Here is a 19,838-nt window from a genome sequence, read left to right on the forward strand (position 1 = left end):
ATTTCTTTAATGCCATTGAATTTAATGTCCATTCTATATATCTTAATATATCTAATCAAATATCTCCTTAAACTTATTTATTTTTCCCTAATCCACTCCGTCAAATAATGGACTTCTTTCTATTTTTACTGTCCCTAAATTGTCCTTTGAATATCTTGAATTTGTATATTTTTCCCAATCTCCTATTACTTTTTCATACAGCAATTCGTCTGCTGTTTCTTTTAAGTCTTTTATGGATATATCATATTTTTTCAAATACTCTTTTATCTTTGATATTTCTTTAGTTTTTGATTCATGTAAATTTTCTGAATCATTATAAAAACGAACTTCTTCAATCAATCTCTTACTTCCAACATCATACTCATTATGTATAGATATAGATATTTTTTTTTCAGGTATTTCATTATAAAAACTTATATCTATTTCTTTTGTATCAAATATAAATTCAAAATTGATTTTCCATTTTCCTATTTTTTTCGTTTTATATTTATTTTTGTATCTCTCATCTACTATTGTATCTTCTCTTATTGATGTATCTTTCATGTCATTTCTATTCCATTGTTCTATCCCTGGTATATCCCAAAATGGAGTTTCTCCAAACCAACTATATACTTTTTTCTCTCCATAATACATTTCATCAAATATATTCTTTACTTTTGGGTCTATTATTTTATATGCTATTATAACTATTATAACTGATAATAGTACTACTAATACTTTCTCTGTTTTATTCTTCATTTTCTTTCTCCTGTTTTGCATACTTTATATATTTATTATTATTTCTCAAATTTTTTATAAAGTCAAACAGTTTAACTTAATTTTTCCCTAATCCACTCCGTCAAATAATGGACTTCTTTCTATTTTTACTGTCCCTAAATTGTCTTTTGAAAATCTTGAGTTTGTATATTTCTCCCAATCTCCTATTACTTTTTCATACAGCAATTCGTCTGCTGTTTCCTTTAAATCTTTTATGGATATATTATTTTTTTCTAAATACTCTTTTATCTTTGGAATTTCTTCAATTTCAGCTTCTGACATTTTTTTTGTATTATCAAAAAAATCAACATATTCTGTCACTATCTTAGTTTCTACATTATACTTGTAATGTATAGAAAATGTTATTTGTTTTTCTGGTATTTTATTATAGAAACTTATATCAATTTCTTTTGTATCATATCTAAATTCGATATCTATTATCCAATCTCCTATCTTTTTAGTATTATATTTGTTTTTATATTTTTCTTTGACTGTATTATTTCTATAGTTCAATTCCTTAACATCTGGATTAACCATAAAATCATTTCTATTCCATTGCTCTATTCCTGGTATGTTACTAAATGGTGTATTAGCACCCCACTTATATACCTTTTTCTCTCCATAATACATTTCATCAAAGATATTTTTTTCTTTTGGATTTTTTTCTTTATATATTGCAAATATTAAAACTAATGATACAAGTATTGTTATTACTAATGTTACTCTTATTTTACTTTTCATTTTCTTTCTCCTGTTTATCATACTCTGTATATTCATTGTTTTCATTTATCAAACTCTTTATAAAATTATATCCTACCGGATTTAATTTTTTTAATTCTTCCATCGTTGCAGGTCTTGTTTTTACTTCTTCCATGTTTGCAGGTATATCTTCAAATAAATCTTTTTTCAAATTTTCTAGAACTGGAGTTGCCTTTCTAATTTCATCTTCAATATATTTAAGACCTACAATTTCCTTAAACATTTTAGCTCTATTTATTGTTCCTTCTCGTACTCCTTTATAGTATTCATTATACACTTCAATAGGATCTCTACTTTTGTCTTTGCTGTAAAGATGTAAAATATTTACTGCATCTAAATCTGCTTTATAGTCATCTATATTCATTGATGGTTTCGTAAAAGCTTGATTAGTAACATCTCCTCTCCATCCAGCAAGTTCAGTTGTAAAATTATGAATTTCTTTTAAAGTATAATATTCTGAAGCTTTATGGAATAATCCTGCTATATTTGCCAACCTTAAATATACTTTATATTGATTTGAAGCCATTGTTATTGCTTGGTGAGTATAATCTCCCTTTCCATAATATCCATATCTATCCCTATCGCTATCCCACTTCTCTATAAAATCAGTTTCTGTTAAATGGTCTCCATATACTCGCTTATATTCAGCAAACTCTTTTTTGAAGTTTTCTTTTTCTTTATCCTTCATAATTCTTCCTTCAATTTGCTTTTTACCAGAAAATCTATGTTGATTATTTAATTCATACATTAACTGTGAGTACTCTTTTTTACTTAACCCTAGTTCTTTATATATCTCTTCTAACTTATATGGTGTTTTTATATTTTTCACTCTTCCCAATCCGACTGTTACTATTTCTTCTCTATAAAAATATTTTATCAATCCTCCAGCTGTTCCATTCCACTTAAGTCCTTTATAATGTAATTCTCCTATAATTCTATTAAATATATAAAATCTTTCTTCCTTACTTAAATGTGCAAACTTTTTATCTATTGCTCTTTTTAACTTTAGTATTAAATTTGCTATTCTTTCGTCAAAGCCAAAATCTTTCATTAAGACTTCTTTGTATTCCTTCTCTTCTCTAGTTTCTATTTTTCTTGCTTCATTTAGTTCGTTTAGTATATTTAGTTTTCTTAGCCATTCTTCTCCCTTTAACTCTTTTATATCAAATTCTCCTGACATTTGATTATAACAGCTTGTATTTTTTATTGCTCTTAAGCCTGATTTTATTGCTCTACTTAGCTCTTCTATTTCTCTTGTTAGATTTTCTGTGCTTCGATTAAATATTCTTAATTTCCATAGTAATTCTTCATAGTATCTTCTCATATCTCTATATACATTGGAACTTACTAGAAGATGATTTTTATATTCATATTCTCCTTGCCCAATTTCATTTGGTAAAAGTACAATGTCATTTGATAAAAGTCTTTCCAGTCTTCTTTCTTGTGCTTTATACTCTGCTATTATTAATTCTAATTCTTCTTCATTTAAACTACTACTATGTACTTCTCTTACATATCTTTCCGGTAATTCTTTTGCCACTTTTGTTGTTAATTCTGATAACAGTTTTCCTCCCTTTACTATTGGCATTAATATTTCTTCAAAATATTCTCTCATTGCATCATAGGCTTGTCCTTTTAATTCCCCTGTTGTATAGCCTATCTTTGTTATTGCTCTTATTAAACCTTCATATCCTTCTATTTTATTTTTCATTTCTTTTTCTATACTTTCTGCTTGTCTCCTTGAATCTTCCAAGTTCATATTTATTCCCATTTTCTATCTTTCTCCTTTTTACTTCTTTTCATTTTCTATTTTATTATTTATATATTTTAAACTTGTTTGTAAATTTTCCTCTTCATCTAATATCATAGTATTAATATATTTTATCTCTTCTTCCAAAACTTCATAAAAACCTTGAATTTTCATATCGACTTTTTCATAGTTTATATTTCTTTTTCTTTCCTTGTATATTCTTCAAATTCCATTTTAAAATTATTTATTTTTCTTAATTTATCTTTTATAAATTCCTTTTTCTTTTCTAACTCTTTCATTTTTAATACTCCTGCCTCTTTTTTATGTATAATTTTTTCTATGTATTATATTTATCTTTTTAAAAATTTTTCTCCTATTTCATTATCTGCTTTTTTTAATGTTGATTCAACTACTGAAACTTTTTTTAATGAAATTTCAAAGAAGCCTTTTATTTCTGAAGTAATAGATATTCCTTCTCTTATAGATTGTTGTATTTTTCGATTTGCTATAACTGTTGTACTAAAATCTAAACTTATACCTACTAGATTTCTTAGTGATTTTAGTTCTGCTTCTATTTCTTTAATCATATCTTCAACTATTATACTATTGCTTTGTATCATTTTCATTCACCTCGTTTAACATATATTCCAATTATAAACCATTAATTAGATTAATTCAATTTTATTCACAATAGAAGTAAGTAAAGATATTTTTAAACTAATTTAGCTAATTTCCTCTTTAAAAACTTCTAAAACTTTGCCTAAATTTTAAAAAAACATATTCTGCTTTTGTTTAATTTTTCTTGACATAATAAATCCTCCTGTGTGTTTTTATTTTTACACATCAGGAGGATTTTTCATTTACAATATATTTCACAATCTCTGATTATCCTAAAAAACTATTTAATTATAAAATAACTTTTGAAATTTTTTAATTGGCTAACTTATTTTTTCAATTTAACTTTCTTTTTCTAATAAAAATTTCATATAACCAATAAAAACATACAATACGATAAGCACTGCGACTATTTCTTGGAAATTAACAAAATATTTTAAAATTAAATTTTTACCATGTAAAGCCATCACATATCCAGTAAATAATTTACTTGAAACTGCACTTATTACAAGTGGGAATGTAAAGCCTGAAAATCCAGGAGAAAATTTCAATTTTACTAAATTTGGCATATTCAATAAAACTATAATATAAAAGAAAACTGAAATTGCAAATAATACTGTTGCAAATGTAAAATTCTTTTGTGGAAAAGCAACTAAATATCCTGCCAAAACAAGAGATCCAGGTGCAGATAAAATTGCAAAAGTTGGCTTTGCAGGTTCAGGAATTTCTTTGACTTTAAACACTCTAAAACAAACAACAGGTATCAAAACTAAATATGAAGCTAAAGCAAACCAAAAACAAATTTGACCTATTCTTAATTGTCCTACAGCTCCTGCAGAAACGCTAGCAGTTGCAATTCCTACATATACTATATACCAAGATGGAAAAACTTTTTTGATTGAAAAATTTGATATAAATTTAAAACTAAACCAAGCCATAAGTAGAACATGCAGTATTACACCTATAAACCAAATAATAACTGCTAAACTTGAAATATATGACTTAACATAAGTGCTTATTAGCATAGTTGCCATTGTGCTCGTTAAAAGTACACTTGCAACCACAGGATTATCTAAAACAGTTTTTAATTTTAAATTTAACAAAACAATTTTTAAAACAAAAATAACATATAAAATAAGTGCTACTCCACCTATACATAATCTAACAACATTACTATAAGATTGTAATAAGTTTCCAAGTGCAAACATTGCTAAAATCAAACCTGCAATAGGAATAGGTAATTTTTTTAAAAGATCCATACAATTCTCCTTTACTAATTTTTTTAAATTATAGTTAGGAATTTCTAAAAAAGAAATCCCTAACTATAATAAATTTATTTATCTATTGGTCCACCTAAGTATGCTCCAGTATCATAGTTTTTGTTTAACTCAATTACAGAATCATCCATATGATTCATTTTCATCTTCTTAATTATTTTTCTCTTATTTCCATTACGTTCAAAAGGATTTGTAGTTTCAATAATTCCTTGAACAACATTGTACCAATGTTTCCAAGCCATTCCAATTCCTAATTCATCCGGATGCCAGTTCGCCATAAGTCTTGTACCTGGACATAGGAATGTAATATTAATTGTTCCATGTTCATAAGGAAGAGTTGTAAGATCATGACAAACAGCTTGCAGTCCAACAGTTTTCATTTCTGGAGAATATCCATTAAAATAAGAATATCCATGGACAACTCTCATTATATTGTAAGCTTTTTCAACCATGACAACAACATCTGGTTCAACTGTAAAATTTTCTAAAGGCATTATTGCAATACCATAAATTTGTCCTTTTAAAAATATCATTTCATCAGAAACGCTTTTTGAAGTTTCAAGATTTTTATAAATATTTTTACTTAGTCTAGCTTCTCCTGAAGCTAATTTTGGTGGTGCTTGGTTAAATCCGAAAGCAACAGATCCATTTGGACAACCTTGATGTACCTTTCTTACCTTTACGTTTGACCCCTTTGATGCTAAATTAACAGCATTACAATATGTAACTTTATTTGCTCTTTCAGGTACTTCAAAATTTTCATAGCTTTCTTCATCGTGAAAAAATTTCACACCTACAACTTTACGATTCAAATCTAAATATGAATTGATAAGTTTTACACTCTCTTGAATATCCATTAAAAACCTCCTTTTTATATTTGATAAATTTTTTTGCTAATTTACAAAAAAATATAATCACGACCATATTAACATAAATTTATAAATAAGTCTAATAGTTTTTTTCTATGGATAAACATTATTAATAATTATTTTTTATTATAAAATTAATTAGTTGATTTTTAAATATTTAACAACTTAATTAAAATACAAAAAAATCTTATGATAAAAAATTCACTATTTATTTATACACCTAATATAAGGTTGGTATTGATATCCTTATTAATTTAAAGCAAAAAAAGAAATGCATTTTATCGCATTTCTTACTTCATTGTCAATTTTACTTTTTGCTTTTCAAGGTCAATTTCTAAAATCTTAACCTTAACTATATCTCCAACTTTTAAAACTTCAGAAGGATGTTTAATATATTTGTTAGAAATTTGTGAAATATGAACAAGTCCGTCATTTTTAATTCCAATATCTATAAAAGCCCCAAAATCAACAACATTTCTTACAGTTCCCTTTAATTCCATTCCAACTTCCAAATCTTCAATGGAAAGAACATCAGATCTTAAAATTGGTTTTGGCATATCTTCTCTTATATCACGACCAGGTCTTTTAAGCTCTTCAATAATATCTTTTAAAGTCAATTCACCAACTTCTAATTCTTTTGAAAGTTTTGGAACATTAATCTTATCTAAATCTTTTCCATAAAGTTTTTCTGCAATTTCATAGCTTTCAGGGTGAACTGCAGTATTGTCAAGAGGATTTTCTCCATTTCTAATTCTCAAAAAGCCTGCTGATTGAGTATATGCCTTAGGTCCTATTCCCTTTACTTTTCTAATTTCATCTCTATTTTTAAAGGCACCATTTTCATCACGATATGAAACTAAATTTTTAGCCATAGTTTTTGTCATTCCTGAAATATAAGACAATAAAGAGAAAGAAGCAGTGTTAATATCAACACCAACCTTATTTACACAGTCTTCAATAACATCAGATAATGTTTCTGTCAATTGTTTTTGATTTACATCATGTTGATATTGTCCTATACCAATATGTTTTGGTTCAATCTTTACAAGCTCAGCCATCGGGTCTTGAATACGTCTAGCTATCGAAATTGCACCTCTAACAGTTACATCTAAATCCGGAAATTCTTCTTGTCCAAGTTTGGAAGCTGAATAAATTGAAGCTCCCGCTTCATTTACTATTGAATAGAATAAATCATCTTTCTTCAATTCATTTATCAATTCAACAACAACTTTTTCAGTTTCACGGCTTGCAGTTCCATTTCCAATTGCAATTAAACTTACATCATATTTTTTAATAAGTTTTGCTAAAATCTCTTTACTTTCCTTTATCTTTTCTTGTGGTTTTGTAGGATAGATATTTATATGGTCTAAAACAGATCCAGTTTTTGAAATAACGGCTACCTTACAACCCGTTCTATAACCTGGGTCAATTCCCAAAACAACTCTATCAAGAATTGGAGATTGCATAATATAAGGTTTTAAATTTTTACCAAAAACTTCAATGGATTGAGTATCCGCTTTTTCCTTCAAATTTGCTCTTATTTCAGTTTCTATTTGTGGAAATAATAGTCTGTTATATCCATCAATAACCGCTTCTTTTAAGAATTTATAGCAGAAGTTTTCATCATCCATACATAGTGCAAATAAAATCTCACCAATATTTTTTTCATCACTTAACTTAATTGAAACTTTTAGAGCTTTTTCTTTTTCTCCTCTATTTATAGCAAGTATTCTATGAGCAGGAAGTTTTGAGATTTTTTCAGAAAATTCATAATACATATCATAAACATTGTTTTCTTCTTTTCCTTTTTCAGAAACCAAAACTCCATTCTTGTCAGCATCTTTTCTTAAAATATCTCTAAAATCTTTATCTTCAGAAATCATTTCCGCAATGATATCTAAAGCTCCTGCCATAGCTTCGTCAATATTTAAAACTTCTTTTTCTTCACTTATAAAATCAGAAACTTTTTGTTCAAAATTATTTTCCTTAAGCTTTCTATCTAAAATTAAATCAGCAAGCGGTTTTAAGCCTTTTTCCTTTGCAATAGTTGCTCTGGTTCTCTTTTTAGGTCTAAATGGAAGATATATATCCTCAACTTTTGAAAGAGTTTCAGCATTTAAAATTTCATTTTTTAATTCATCTGTCAACTCTCCAAGTTCGTCAATTAATCTTATAACATCTTCTTTTCTCTGTTCTAAATTTCTTAAATATTGTAATTTTTGTTCTAAATTTCTAAGTATTTCATCATCTAAATTTCCTGTAACTTCTTTTCTATATCTTGCAATAAAAGGAATTGTATTTCCTTCATCTATAAGTTTTACAGTGTTTTCAACTTGACCTACTTTTATATTTAACTCTTTTGCAATTTGTTCAAAAATATTCATAATAACCTCTTTATATAAAAAAGGGAGCATATGCTCCCTAAAATTCTAACAAAATAATTATTTTGCTGGTGCACTATGGATTGATTTTCCTTCTAATTGGTGAATTGCTTCCATAAATGCTTCTGATAGAGTTGGGTGAGCGTGAATCATCTTGCCTATTGACTCAACTCCCATATCATTTGCCATAGCAACTATTCCTTCATGAATTAAGTCATTTGCATGAGGTCCGATAATATGGATACCTAAAATTCTCTTTAAGTCTTCAGTTGCAAGAACCTTTACAAATCCATCAGCTTCTCCTAATGAAACAGCTTTACCATTTCCACTGAACATAAATTTACTCTTAACATAAGGAATATTTTGAGCAATAACTTCTTCTTCAGTTAAACCAACTTGAGCAACTTCAGGTAAAGTAAATGTACAAGCAGGAACGATATCCAAATTAATTTCAGGATGTTCTCCCATTAATTTTTCAACAACATGAATTGCTTGAGCACTTGCAACGTGAGCAAGTTGAACATTTCCATAAACAACGTCACCAATAGCATAAATATGGTCAACATTTGTTTTAAATCCTTTATCAGTAACTACAGCTCCTCTTTCAGTAACAACACCAGCTTTTTCGATTTCTAATCCATCGATGTTAGCTTTTCTTCCTGTTGCTAAAAGAACCATTGTACCTTCAGCTTCTTCAACTTTATCTTTATCAACTCTCTTAGCTGTAACTTTTAATTTTCCGTTTTCTTGTGTAATTTCACTAGCACGAACTTTATTTACAATCTTAATTCCCGCTCTTTTGAAAATACTTGGAATTCTCTTTTGGATTTCTCCGTCAGTTGCAGGTAAAACACCGTTAGTCATTACAGTTACTTTTGAACCGAATTGAGCATAAATACTTGCAAATTCCATTCCAATAACTCCACCACCAACAACGATAAGTTCTTCAGGAATTTCTTTTAAATCTAAGAATTCATCACTTGTAATTACATTAGGTAAATCAGTTCCTGCAATTGGTGGAACACTTGGCTTAGAACCAGTAGCAATGATTATGTAATCAGCTGTTACATCTTTTTCTGAACCATCATTTAATTTAACATGAATTTTATGAGGATCAACAAAAGAACCAAAACCTTTTAGGTATTCAATATTTGGATAAGAACCAATTAAGAATTCTACCCCGCCTACGATTTTTTCAACAACTTCGCATTTTCTTTCATTAAGTCTTATTGGATCAATTTTACATTCGTCCATAAGTAAGCCGAATTCTGCTTTTCTATGAATATTTTCCATAATTTCAGCATTTTTCCAAAGTGTTTTTGTAGGGATACATCCTCTATTTAAACAAGTACCACCCGGTCTATCAGCCTCAATAAGTACAACTTCTGCTCCCATTTGTGCAGCTCTAATCGCAGCCTCATATCCTCCTGGGCCTGCTCCAATAACAGCTATTTTAGTCATAAAACACACTCCTTAATTATTTTATTTTAAGTTTTCACTCATCTAAAATTATATATCAAAAACGAATTTTTTTCAAGTTTTTGCCTAAACTTTAATAAATTTAAAACACATATACTATTAAATATAATAATTAATAATTAATATAATACATTTTATAAAACACTTGTTTTTAAAACAAATGAAAGTATTACAATGCCTGTACTAAATACGATATGTCCAATTATTGCACTTTCTATTCTTTTTGTCTTTAAAAAAACATATCCAAAAGTTAAGGAAATAATTACCGCCTCTACCACTATAGGAAGTGCATGTTTTACATTTATAAGTGCAAACAAAATTCCTGATAAACAAGCTGGTGTGAATAATCGAACAAATTTGTATCCACCCTCATATAAATCATATAGATAACCAAATACAATATTTCTATAAACTATTTCAGTTACAAAAGGAATAATAAATACTATATTTATCAATGCGATTTTATTATTAGAAACTACATTTTTAATTCTAATAAACTCCCCTGTCATATCATAAGGATAACCTAAAAATCCTAAAATTTTAAATAAAATTTGAATTACAACTAGTAAAACTATCCCTGAACATGCCCCAATCAAAATAGATTTTAATAAAGATTCCTTTTTGCTATCTTTAGATATTAAATTTGTAGGGAATTTTTTACAAAACAAATATACAATAATCGCAAAAATCAAAGTTAAAGCAATATTTATATTTGTTAAGTTTTTAATCACAAATTCTGATTTTAAATACTTATTTGCCAATGTAGGAAATCTTGAAATTCCTAAAAAATATACCAATGATATCAAGAATGATACAATAAAATTTTTTGTCTTAACACTCATAACTTCCTCCTAAAATTTTGATTATATAATAAGTTTTTTTATGTCTAAACTAGAAAAAAACATTCCTAATTATTAAAAATATATTAATTAAAACATGAACCGTTATAGAAGCACTGATTCTCTTAGTATACAAATATATTGCTGAAAAAGATATTCCATATATAATATATCTAACCATAGCATAAGCAAAAACACCATCATGTATTGAGCCGAAAATTATAGATGATACTATTACAGATGTTATTCTCCTAATATATTTGTTACAACCCGTATGTAAATCATACAAATATCCAAAAAGTATTCGTCTATACACCATTTCTTCATATATACTCACCAAAGGCATCGAAAATAAACTCACAAAAAAATTAAGTCTTTCAGTACCTGAAACATTTTTTGCATTCAAACTATAAACCTCAAGTTTGAAAATACTTTCAATGTACAAAGCAAAATATATAATCAACATAGTAAAAACAAAAACTAAAATTGAAATAATTATAGATTTTTTTAAGTCCATTTTTTCTGAACTATCTATAGAATTTAATTTTCCATTAAATACATACTTTATAATCAAAAATATTATACAATTCCCAAATAGGCAACAAATCCCACCAACAAAGAAATTATTTACAATTGGATTTTCAAAAAATTTAAAAACAAATATTTTTCCAGAAAATATAGAATTTAAAATTTTCTGCCTAAAGATGAATTCAAAAAATAGAAACATTAAAGCAGGAAAAATCCACTTTTTAATGTTTTTTACATTTATCAAAATATCCTCCTTTGCAATATTTTTTTAATATGAATTATTTTTTCTAAAAAAAGTTATTTTGATTAAATTACAAAAATGTATCTTTAACTATTAAAAATATATTAATTAAAACATGAACCGCTATGGAAGCACCGATTCTCTTAGTATATAGATATACTGCTGAAAAAGATATTCCATATATAATATATCTAACCATAGCATAAGCAAAAACACCATCATGTATTGAACCGAAGATTATTGATGATACTACTATAGATGTTATTATCCTAATATATTTATTACAACCCGAATGTAAATCATATAAATATCCAAATAATATTCGCCTATACACCATTTCTTCAAAAATAGATATACAAATACTTGAAAATATACTCACAGAAAAATTAAGTTTTTCGATAGCAAGAATATTTTTAGTATTTAAACTTATGTTAGATATATTAAAAATATAATATTCAATATACTTAGTAGTATAAACTAATATCATAGTAAATACAAAAAATAAAATTGAAATAATTATAGACTTTTTTAAATCCATTTTTTCAGAATTATCTATAGAATTCATTTTTCCATTAAATACAAACTTAGAAATTAATAAAATAATACAAGCAACAACAAAACACCATAATCCCAATGAAAAATATTTATTTACTACAGTATTATCAAAAAAAGCAAAAACTAATAAGTCATCATAAAATATTTTTTTTGATATTCTTTGCCTAAAAATGAATTCACAAAATATAAACATTAAAATTGGAGCTACCCATTTTTTTGAATTTTTTATATTTCCCACAATTTCACCTCTGCAATATTTTTTATAATATTTATAATTTTCTTAAAAATTTTATTATAATTAAATTCCAAAAATATCCATCATTGCTAAAAACAAATTATTTAAAACATGCACCGTCATAGATGCAGAAATTCTTTTCGTATAAAAATATACACTAGAAAAAACCAATCCATATACTACATATGTAATCATAGCAGGATGAAAAACCCCATCATGAGTTGCTCCAAAAATTATTGAAGATACAAGTGCAGACGTTATAAATCTTACATATTTATTGCATCCCAAATGTAAATCGTATAAATATCCAAATAAAATTTTTCTATATACTATTTCCTCAAACATAGGTCCTGTAAATACTATAACAAAAATAGAAAATAAAGTTTTTTTCAAAAAGAATACTGTAATAATAGTATTCTTACTTTTTCTAACAATACCTAAAACATTTACTAAAAAATTCTTGAGCATAAATAAAAATATTATAGTTAAAATTAAGATTACAATAGAAAATAAAAAACTCTCTTTCAATCCTTTTTTTGAAGAAGCATCTATTGAATTAAATTTTCCATTATATACATACTTAGAAATTAACAATACAGATAAAATTATAAAAATATATCCTAATCCATCAAATAAAATACCATCAAAAAAATAATCTCCAGTCAATACGAACTTTCTAAAAATAGGTAAAATTTTTCTTTTAAAAATGAATTCGCAAAAAACGAACATTAAAACAGGTAATATCCACTTTTTAAAGTTTTTTACATTTAATAAATTAGCATTTAGCATTATTTTCTCCTTTATTTTATTTTCATAATATTAGAAATAAATTATAAATCTCCTAAGGTCTAAAAGTAAGTTAAATAAAACATGTACAATTATTGGAGATGATATTCTTTTTGTATATAAATAAAGTCCAGATAAAATAAATCCATGAGTTATGTATTGAAGCATTGCAGGATGAAAGAAACCGTTATGTATTGATCCAAATATAATTGCAGATATTAATGCTGAAGTTATATATCTAATATATTCATTACATCCTGAAAATAAATCATACAAATATCCAAACAATAGTTGTCTATAAACTATTTCTTCAAGTGTTGATGTTACAAAAGCAAGCCCAACTACCGGTAAGGGATTAGATTTAAATTCTTTTGTAATAGCATCTGCATTGGAACTATTTAAGCTAATATGACTAAAAAGAAAAGATTGTATCCACATAACCCCATATATAATTCCTATAGTTAAAAATAACACAACTATTGAAATAATAATAGATTTTTTTAAGTCCATTTTTTCAGAACTATCAATCGAATTTAATTTTCCTTTAAATATAAATTTAATTAACAAAAACAATATAATTGCAACAATAAAATTACCAATTAAAATCGATTTAGAAAAATTACCTGCCCTATTTATTACAATATAAGAAATCATCTTATCAAATATAAATTTATAAGAAATTAATAAAATAATTGGTAATATCCATTTTTTAATGTTTTTACTATTTAATAAATTAGTTTTTCCCATAAAAACTCCTTGACCATACATTTTATTGAATAACAATTTGTTAAAATTCATCTAAAGAAAGTATAAATGCAGTATAATAATCGCTATGCAAAGTAATGGTACCATAAAGAAAACGTATTTGTCAAGATAAAATAACAAAATATTATTAAAACAAAAAATACTAATTTTTATAAAATATCATTATTGAAAAAACAGTGTTTTTTATTTAAGTAAAAATTAATTTATTAAATATATTTATAAAAAGCTAATATAAAATTTATTATATATCTATATGCAAACATTTCGATATAGATTATTTTAAACTCAATAAAAAACTCCAAAAGTTTTTACACTTTTGAAGTTCTAATTATAAAATAAAAAACATTAACTTAATATTAATCTGTAAATCTAATCCCTATTATGTATTCTCAATAGGAATTAAATGACTTGAAAAAATCTAGTCCTTATTTTGTTTACTCATAATCTAAAGTTATGAGATTTCCAGAGCAATTGTATCTAATGATACAATTGCTCTGTCAGACCTACTTTTATTTGCAAGCAAACAAAGTTAGGGCTAGATTCACTACGCTTCGCTTCAGTCGAAATGGCGTATAAGGAGAAAACCTCGTTTAATAGCTTGACGTTAAAAGTAAATAAACTTAAAGCCATATTTATACTCTATAAACATAATAAAATATTAATGTCGTATTGACTTTTAAATAAATTCCATATTATGTCATCTCGACCGAAGTTGAGCGACGCGAAACGAAGCGGAGAGATCTCATAAAGCTCCATTAAAAATTGGATTTGCTAGTTTATTACATTCCGAATCAAAGATTTGGATAATCTTTACGTCAGACTTACTGTCTCATTTGTAAACAAAATCACCTCTTATATCGTCATCATATCTTTTATACAATTACTTTCGATAACTCAAACAACGTACAACAACTGAACTTATAATATTTCTAGATATTTTTCACAAATACAAATTTATTTTCTGAAGACATTTCTTCAACAAAACCATACCCATCTTTGTCAAATTTCTTTATGTCTTCAATATTTTCAATTTTATTTTTAGTCATAAAATTAAGCATCATTCCTCTAGCCTTCTTCGAAATTGTAGAATGTTTTTTAAGTTTTTCATCGACTTTTTCATAAAATTCAAAATCCAAAATTTGATTCTCTGAAATGTACTTTCTAACTGTTTTTGAAAATTCATCACTTGCAAGATTAACAATAAAATCCGTATCTTTTAAAATTTTTTTTGCAATATCATCTTCCCAAAAATTATATAAATTTCCCATTTTTGTTTTTATAATAAAATCAAGTCTATATGGATTAATTAAATCAAAAGGTTTAAGCACTCCATAAAGTGCAGAAATAATAATTAAATGCTCCTTTATATACTCTAAATCGCACTCATCAAATTCTTCTCTTTTTATATTTTTATAACACATTCCATCATACATATAAAAAGCCTCGCAATAATCTTTTGAAACCAAAACTTCCGGAACATTCTTTAAAATTTCATTTGTTTTATCAGAAAAATCAAACCCTGAAGAAAATCTCTCACAAGTTTTAGAAATTGTCTTTGCAGGTGATAAAATTATTTTCATATTCTCTCCTTAAATCTATTTTTCAAGATCTATCAATTTATTACAAATAGATAATGGTAATTTTCTATGAGTTATTATTAATATTATCTTATCTTTACTAATTTTTTCAATATTTTTAACAACTTCACTTCATTGCTTGTGTTACACAACTTTGTTATTTCACAATTAAAATGCTGTTAGTTTTTTACTAACAGCATTTTTCCAACTTATTTACCTACAATTTTATAAATAATTGTTCCGAATCCTGCTATTGTAGCAATTCCTCCAAATAGTGTAAACATAGCATTACTTTTATATCCTTTTACCAAATCATCTTCAGATTTAGTTGATATTAAAAAAGGCTTATTTTCCTCGGAAGGTGTTCCAATGTGTAATTCTTCTCCAACATAGTATGCTTCTCCAAGTACATAAAGGATTTGATTCATTTCAATTGTTTTTTCTTCTATTTAAAACTCTAAACAACAGACCTGATCCTACAGCAATTAATCCAATTATAAGAATATAATCAAACACACCAGTATGTCTTAAAAAAGTCTTAGTACTCAACAAAATTGATACTAATATAATAATTGCGCCGATTAAAATTACTTTTTTAGCAATAGAGGATTCAGGTTTTATAAAACGCCATATAATCCCAATAAATAGTGGCATAAACGCAATCCCCGTATTCATACCAAAAGATTTGCCATCCAAAAAACTAATATATACAGTAACTATTTTTGCAAGTAAAAACAGCCCTATGGACAACATTAACAATCCCGCAAAAAAAATTAGTAAATCACTATCTGATTCTTTTTTCATAATACCTCCTCTTCTAAGTTATCATCTATAAACATCTACGGTTGGATTATACCCCAATATATACAATTTGTCAAATTATTTACTATAATTAAGAGCTCAGTTTTTTACTTTAATTATATTTATTCGCTTGAGAGAAGTATAACTCCTTATATTCCAAAGAATTTTCGATGAGCTTATTATGATTTCCAAAATGAATTTTTCCATCTTTCATAAACCATATTTCATCAGCAACATGAACTGATGCCATTCTATGAGAAATCATAAATATTATTTTATCTTCTTTTATATTTTTTAAAATTTTATAAACAGAATTTTCTTTTTCAATATCAAGACTTCCTGTTGGTTCATCTAAAACCAATATAGGACTGTTTTTATAAATTGCCCTTAAGATTGCAATTAGTTGAGCTTGACCTCCTGACAATTCAATATTTCCATCATCAAGTTCAACTCCAAGTTTATCATCTAAATTAAATTTAAAATCTTCTTTTTTTATACCGAGTTTATCAACAATTTTAAAAATTTCCTCATCTACAATTTCTTTTTCGTCGTCATTTTCAATTAATTTACAGCAAATATTTTCTCTTAAAGTTATATCATCAATCAACTTAAAGTCTTGAAAAATTGTACTTATATACTTATTTTCAGTTTCATAAATAGACTTTCCGTCATAAGTTAAACTTCCTTTTGAAGCCTCATAAAGTCCTGAAATAAGTTTTATTAAAGTACTTTTCCCTGCTCCGTTTTCTCCAATAATTACTACAATTTTAGGTTTTTTTACTTCAAATGAGATATCATTTAGAACATAATTTTCACAATCTCTATATTTAAAGTAAATATTTTTTGCGATTAATCCCAAATCTTTACTCTCAACACTTCTCTCTACATTTTTCCCAATGTCAAATTCAATGAAATCCAAAACAGGAATGGTATATTTTGAAAATCTGTCCAAATCAATTATATTTTCAGATAATTCATTCATACTGCTTGTAAATTTTAGTATCCCTACTACAGTAAAACTAAAATCAGAAAAGCTGATTTCATTTTTATAAACCCTACTTGCACTAAAAATTATTACAAATAAAGTACAGATAATTGAATTTATCACTTCAATTATATTTACAATAGCCTTATTCCTATAAAAAAGCTTAAAACATTTTAATATATCTTTTATAGTTTTAGAAAATTTATTATCTATAAAAGTTTCAAATTCATTTGATTTTATATCTAATACATCATCTCTATTCAAAACCATATAGCTATAATACCAGTATTTTCTATTTATCGGAGATAAATTTTCATAAAATTTACTCTCTTCCTTACTGTATTTTTTCTTTGCAAATATATTTATAACAAATAGGATAAGTAATACTATGCTTAGATAGAAAGAAAAATATCCTATGGCAATAAAAGTTGTTAACATAATTGAAATATGTTCTATGCTTTTTACAATTGCCTCTAATAAATTTTCAAGACAATATTGATTTCTAAGGGAAAATCTTGCCCTTTCTTGTAAATTATGAAAAGCAGGACTTTCTAAATTAGAATAGTCTATTTCCGTTGATTTTTTCAAAAGTTCTTTTTCCATTTTAAGTAAATACTCTCTTGCAGAGTATTGAACTCTCCACTCTAATACTTCTTTAAAAATCCTTAATACAACAAAAACAATAGCCTCAAAAATCAATTTAATAGATAGATTTTTAATATTTCCAATTTGTAAATATTCTGTAAAATCTCTAACCATAAATAAAGCTAGTAAAGTCAATAGAATATTAATTAAAATATCAATTGAAATTCTGTAAATAAATTTCTTATCTATTTTAAAAGACAATTTTAAAAATCTGAAAATAGTTTTAAATGAATTAATCATTTTCATCACCTACTTTCAATTTAAACATACTTTTAGTCAATTCTTTTAAGTATCTATAATATTCAGATCTTTCAATTAATTCAAAATGAGAACCTGAATCCAAAATTTTTCCATTATTTAAAATATAAATTTTATCTACAATATTAGAAACAGCCAATCTATGAGAAATAATAATAAATCCCTTTGTCTTTTCTTCAAGAGATAATCTATTATAAAAATCCATTTCTTTTTTAGCGTCAAGTGCAGATGTGGGTTCATCTAAAATTAACATCGTTCCATTTCTTACTAATGCTCTTAGAATAGTCAGCATTTGTAATTGACCACCTGAAGGTTCAAAAACATCATCAAAAAACTCTTTTCCAAATCTGGTATTCAAATCTATCAATTTTCCATTTACATTGTCAAGTTTAGAACTTTTTAAATATTCTTCAACATAATTTTCTTCATAGTTTTTCACACTTTCAAATCCGAATAAATTTTCTTTAAGTGTTCCTGCAAAAAAATGTGAATTTTGAAAAACAGCTGAAAAGTAAGCAAGTCTTTCTTTTGCTGAAACTTCTTTCCCATTAATTAGAATTTTTCCGCTTGTTTGATTGTAAATACCCATAATTACTTTTATAAGCGTACTCTTTCCAGCACCATTTTCTCCAATTATTCCAATTTTATCGAAAGATGAAAACTCCATATTTATATTTTCTAAACTGTATTTGTCAGCATTTGGATATTTAAAGTAAATATTTTTAAGTTCAAAGGATACTTCTTTATTTTCTATATTAGCATTTTTACTTTTTAAACTATTTTCTTCTAAATGTAAAAGGTATTTATCAAACATTTTAATATTTTTCTTCAAATCGGATATAATTCTCAAAGTTTCCTTTTCATTGGTTACAAAAAGTTGATACATACTGAAAACTATGAAAATTGTAGAAATAGAAATGGAATTAATACTAAATAAATATATCAACATTCCAATTGTAAAAATATCAGTTATGATTTCCAAAAATATTGAAATTATCCCTAATTTTGTACCTAAATTAGTTTTATTTCTTATAATAGCCATCGCTTCATTAACAATTTTCTCATATCTCTTTAAAATTAGATTTCCTAAATTAAATATACGAATATCCTTTCCATATTCATTTCTCATACTAAAATTATTGTAATATTCAAGTTTTGCTAATACATTTCCCTGTTCTAAATCTGTATCTAAGTCAAATTCATTAATTTTTTCTCTTAAAGGATATGCTCCAAGTTGAATTAAAAATGTAAAAACTAAAATGTAAAAAGAAGTTTTTGAAATAATAAAGCCTGAAAAAATAAGCAACACAAAAATAGGAACAAAATTTATTAAATCCATTAAAATTGCACTAAAACCTGCATTATCATAAGCCAAAAAGTTCCAAGCTCTATTCATTGAATATTCAAATTTAGGATTTTCAATATCTTCCATATTCTTTTGTAAAATTGAGTTATTCAGTTTTCTTGCTAACTTAAATCTAAAACGAACTACTTCATAAGATAGCTTCGAAAATAAAATACAAGACATAATTTTAGAAAATATAATTATTAAAAACAAAAAAAGTATAATAGAGATAAACTTATTATAACTATATATTTTATTTTCGACTAAAGAAAAAATATATCCAAAATAATAAGCATCTAAAAAATATGCAATTATAAAACAAATATTATAAATTAAAATTTTAAAAATATTTTTTCTAATAAAAGGTAATACTAAATTTTTCATAAATTTCT

19 protein-coding genes are annotated in these 19,838 nt (G+C 25.8%); all 19 read right to left on the reverse strand.

What is annotated here, in order from left to right:
- Positions 1-87 precede the first annotated feature (87 nt).
- The 19 genes from VJI95_RS02765 to VJI95_RS02855 all read right to left on the reverse strand — a co-directional run bounded on the left by VJI95_RS02765 (position 88) and on the right by VJI95_RS02855 (position 19,830).
- Positions 88-738: a TipC family immunity protein gene (locus tag VJI95_RS02765; protein ID WP_324010161.1), complete on the reverse strand. Its 651-nt coding sequence runs from the start codon at positions 736-738 to the stop codon at positions 88-90.
- Positions 739-825: 87 nt separating this feature from the next.
- Positions 826-1,497 carry a TipC family immunity protein gene (locus VJI95_RS02770; RefSeq protein ID WP_324010162.1) on the reverse strand — a complete coding sequence of 224 codons (672 nt, stop codon included), beginning with the start codon at positions 1,495-1,497 and terminating at the stop codon, positions 826-828.
- Positions 1,487-3,286, reverse strand: coding sequence for a hypothetical protein (locus VJI95_RS02775; RefSeq protein WP_324010163.1), 1,800 nt, complete (start codon positions 3,284-3,286; stop codon positions 1,487-1,489). The genes VJI95_RS02770 and VJI95_RS02775 overlap by 11 nt, the downstream gene beginning before the upstream one ends.
- An 18-nt stretch (positions 3,287-3,304) precedes the next feature.
- Entirely contained in the window at positions 3,305-3,439 is a 135-nt protein-coding gene (locus VJI95_RS02780) for a hypothetical protein (RefSeq protein ID WP_324010164.1), read from the reverse strand.
- 176 nt (positions 3,440-3,615) lie between these two features.
- Positions 3,616-3,885: a hypothetical protein gene (locus tag VJI95_RS02785; protein WP_324010165.1), complete on the reverse strand. Its 270-nt coding sequence runs from the start codon at positions 3,883-3,885 to the stop codon at positions 3,616-3,618.
- 336 nt (positions 3,886-4,221) lie between these two features.
- Positions 4,222-5,139: a TDT family transporter gene (locus VJI95_RS02790; RefSeq protein WP_324010166.1), complete on the reverse strand. Its 918-nt coding sequence runs from the start codon at positions 5,137-5,139 to the stop codon at positions 4,222-4,224.
- A 74-nt stretch (positions 5,140-5,213) separates the two neighbouring features.
- Positions 5,214-6,014 (reverse strand): DUF169 domain-containing protein, encoded by an 801-nt coding sequence (locus tag VJI95_RS02795; RefSeq protein WP_324010167.1) that lies wholly within the window; start codon positions 6,012-6,014, stop codon positions 5,214-5,216.
- A gap of 302 nt (positions 6,015-6,316) precedes the next feature.
- A complete protein-coding gene (locus VJI95_RS02800; protein ID WP_324010168.1) occupies positions 6,317-8,410 on the reverse strand; it encodes a Tex family protein in 2,094 nt (697 codons plus the stop codon).
- Positions 8,411-8,467: 57 nt separating this feature from the next.
- Positions 8,468-9,868 carry a dihydrolipoyl dehydrogenase gene (gene lpdA / locus VJI95_RS02805; RefSeq protein ID WP_324010169.1) on the reverse strand — a complete coding sequence of 467 codons (1,401 nt, stop codon included), beginning with the start codon at positions 9,866-9,868 and terminating at the stop codon, positions 8,468-8,470.
- Positions 9,869-10,020: 152 nt separating this feature from the next.
- Entirely contained in the window at positions 10,021-10,728 is a 708-nt protein-coding gene (locus VJI95_RS02810) for a CPBP family intramembrane glutamic endopeptidase (RefSeq protein WP_324010170.1), read from the reverse strand.
- Positions 10,729-10,777: 49 nt separating this feature from the next.
- The gene (locus tag VJI95_RS02815; RefSeq protein WP_324010171.1) at positions 10,778-11,497 is read right to left on the reverse strand and encodes a CPBP family intramembrane glutamic endopeptidase; all 720 of its coding nucleotides are present in this window, start codon (positions 11,495-11,497) and stop codon (positions 10,778-10,780) included.
- A 67-nt stretch (positions 11,498-11,564) separates the two neighbouring features.
- The gene (locus tag VJI95_RS02820; protein ID WP_324010172.1) at positions 11,565-12,287 is read right to left on the reverse strand and encodes a CPBP family intramembrane glutamic endopeptidase; all 723 of its coding nucleotides are present in this window, start codon (positions 12,285-12,287) and stop codon (positions 11,565-11,567) included.
- A 60-nt stretch (positions 12,288-12,347) separates the two neighbouring features.
- Positions 12,348-13,073 carry a CPBP family intramembrane glutamic endopeptidase gene (locus VJI95_RS02825; RefSeq protein ID WP_324010173.1) on the reverse strand — a complete coding sequence of 242 codons (726 nt, stop codon included), beginning with the start codon at positions 13,071-13,073 and terminating at the stop codon, positions 12,348-12,350.
- A 30-nt stretch (positions 13,074-13,103) separates the two neighbouring features.
- Positions 13,104-13,817 (reverse strand): CPBP family intramembrane glutamic endopeptidase, encoded by a 714-nt coding sequence (locus tag VJI95_RS02830; RefSeq protein ID WP_324010174.1) that lies wholly within the window; start codon positions 13,815-13,817, stop codon positions 13,104-13,106.
- Positions 13,818-14,764: 947 nt separating this feature from the next.
- On the reverse strand, positions 14,765-15,415 hold the full coding sequence (locus tag VJI95_RS02835; protein WP_324010175.1) for a YaaA family protein: 651 nt from the start codon (positions 15,413-15,415) through the stop codon (positions 14,765-14,767).
- Between the two features lie 206 nt (positions 15,416-15,621).
- Positions 15,622-15,840 (reverse strand): GIDE domain-containing protein, encoded by a 219-nt coding sequence (locus tag VJI95_RS02840; RefSeq protein ID WP_323999920.1) that lies wholly within the window; start codon positions 15,838-15,840, stop codon positions 15,622-15,624.
- Position 15,841: 1 nt separating this feature from the next.
- The gene (locus VJI95_RS02845; RefSeq protein WP_323999923.1) at positions 15,842-16,216 is read right to left on the reverse strand and encodes a hypothetical protein; all 375 of its coding nucleotides are present in this window, start codon (positions 16,214-16,216) and stop codon (positions 15,842-15,844) included.
- 109 nt (positions 16,217-16,325) lie between these two features.
- The gene (locus tag VJI95_RS02850; protein ID WP_324010176.1) at positions 16,326-18,083 is read right to left on the reverse strand and encodes an ABC transporter ATP-binding protein; all 1,758 of its coding nucleotides are present in this window, start codon (positions 18,081-18,083) and stop codon (positions 16,326-16,328) included.
- Positions 18,076-19,830 carry an ATP-binding cassette domain-containing protein gene (locus VJI95_RS02855; RefSeq protein WP_324010177.1) on the reverse strand — a complete coding sequence of 585 codons (1,755 nt, stop codon included), beginning with the start codon at positions 19,828-19,830 and terminating at the stop codon, positions 18,076-18,078. The genes VJI95_RS02850 and VJI95_RS02855 overlap by 8 nt, the downstream gene beginning before the upstream one ends.
- Positions 19,831-19,838 lie beyond the last annotated feature (8 nt).

The organism is Parvimonas sp. C2 (genome assembly GCF_035282405.1).
GTDB lineage: Bacteria > Bacillota > Clostridia > Tissierellales > Peptoniphilaceae > Parvimonas.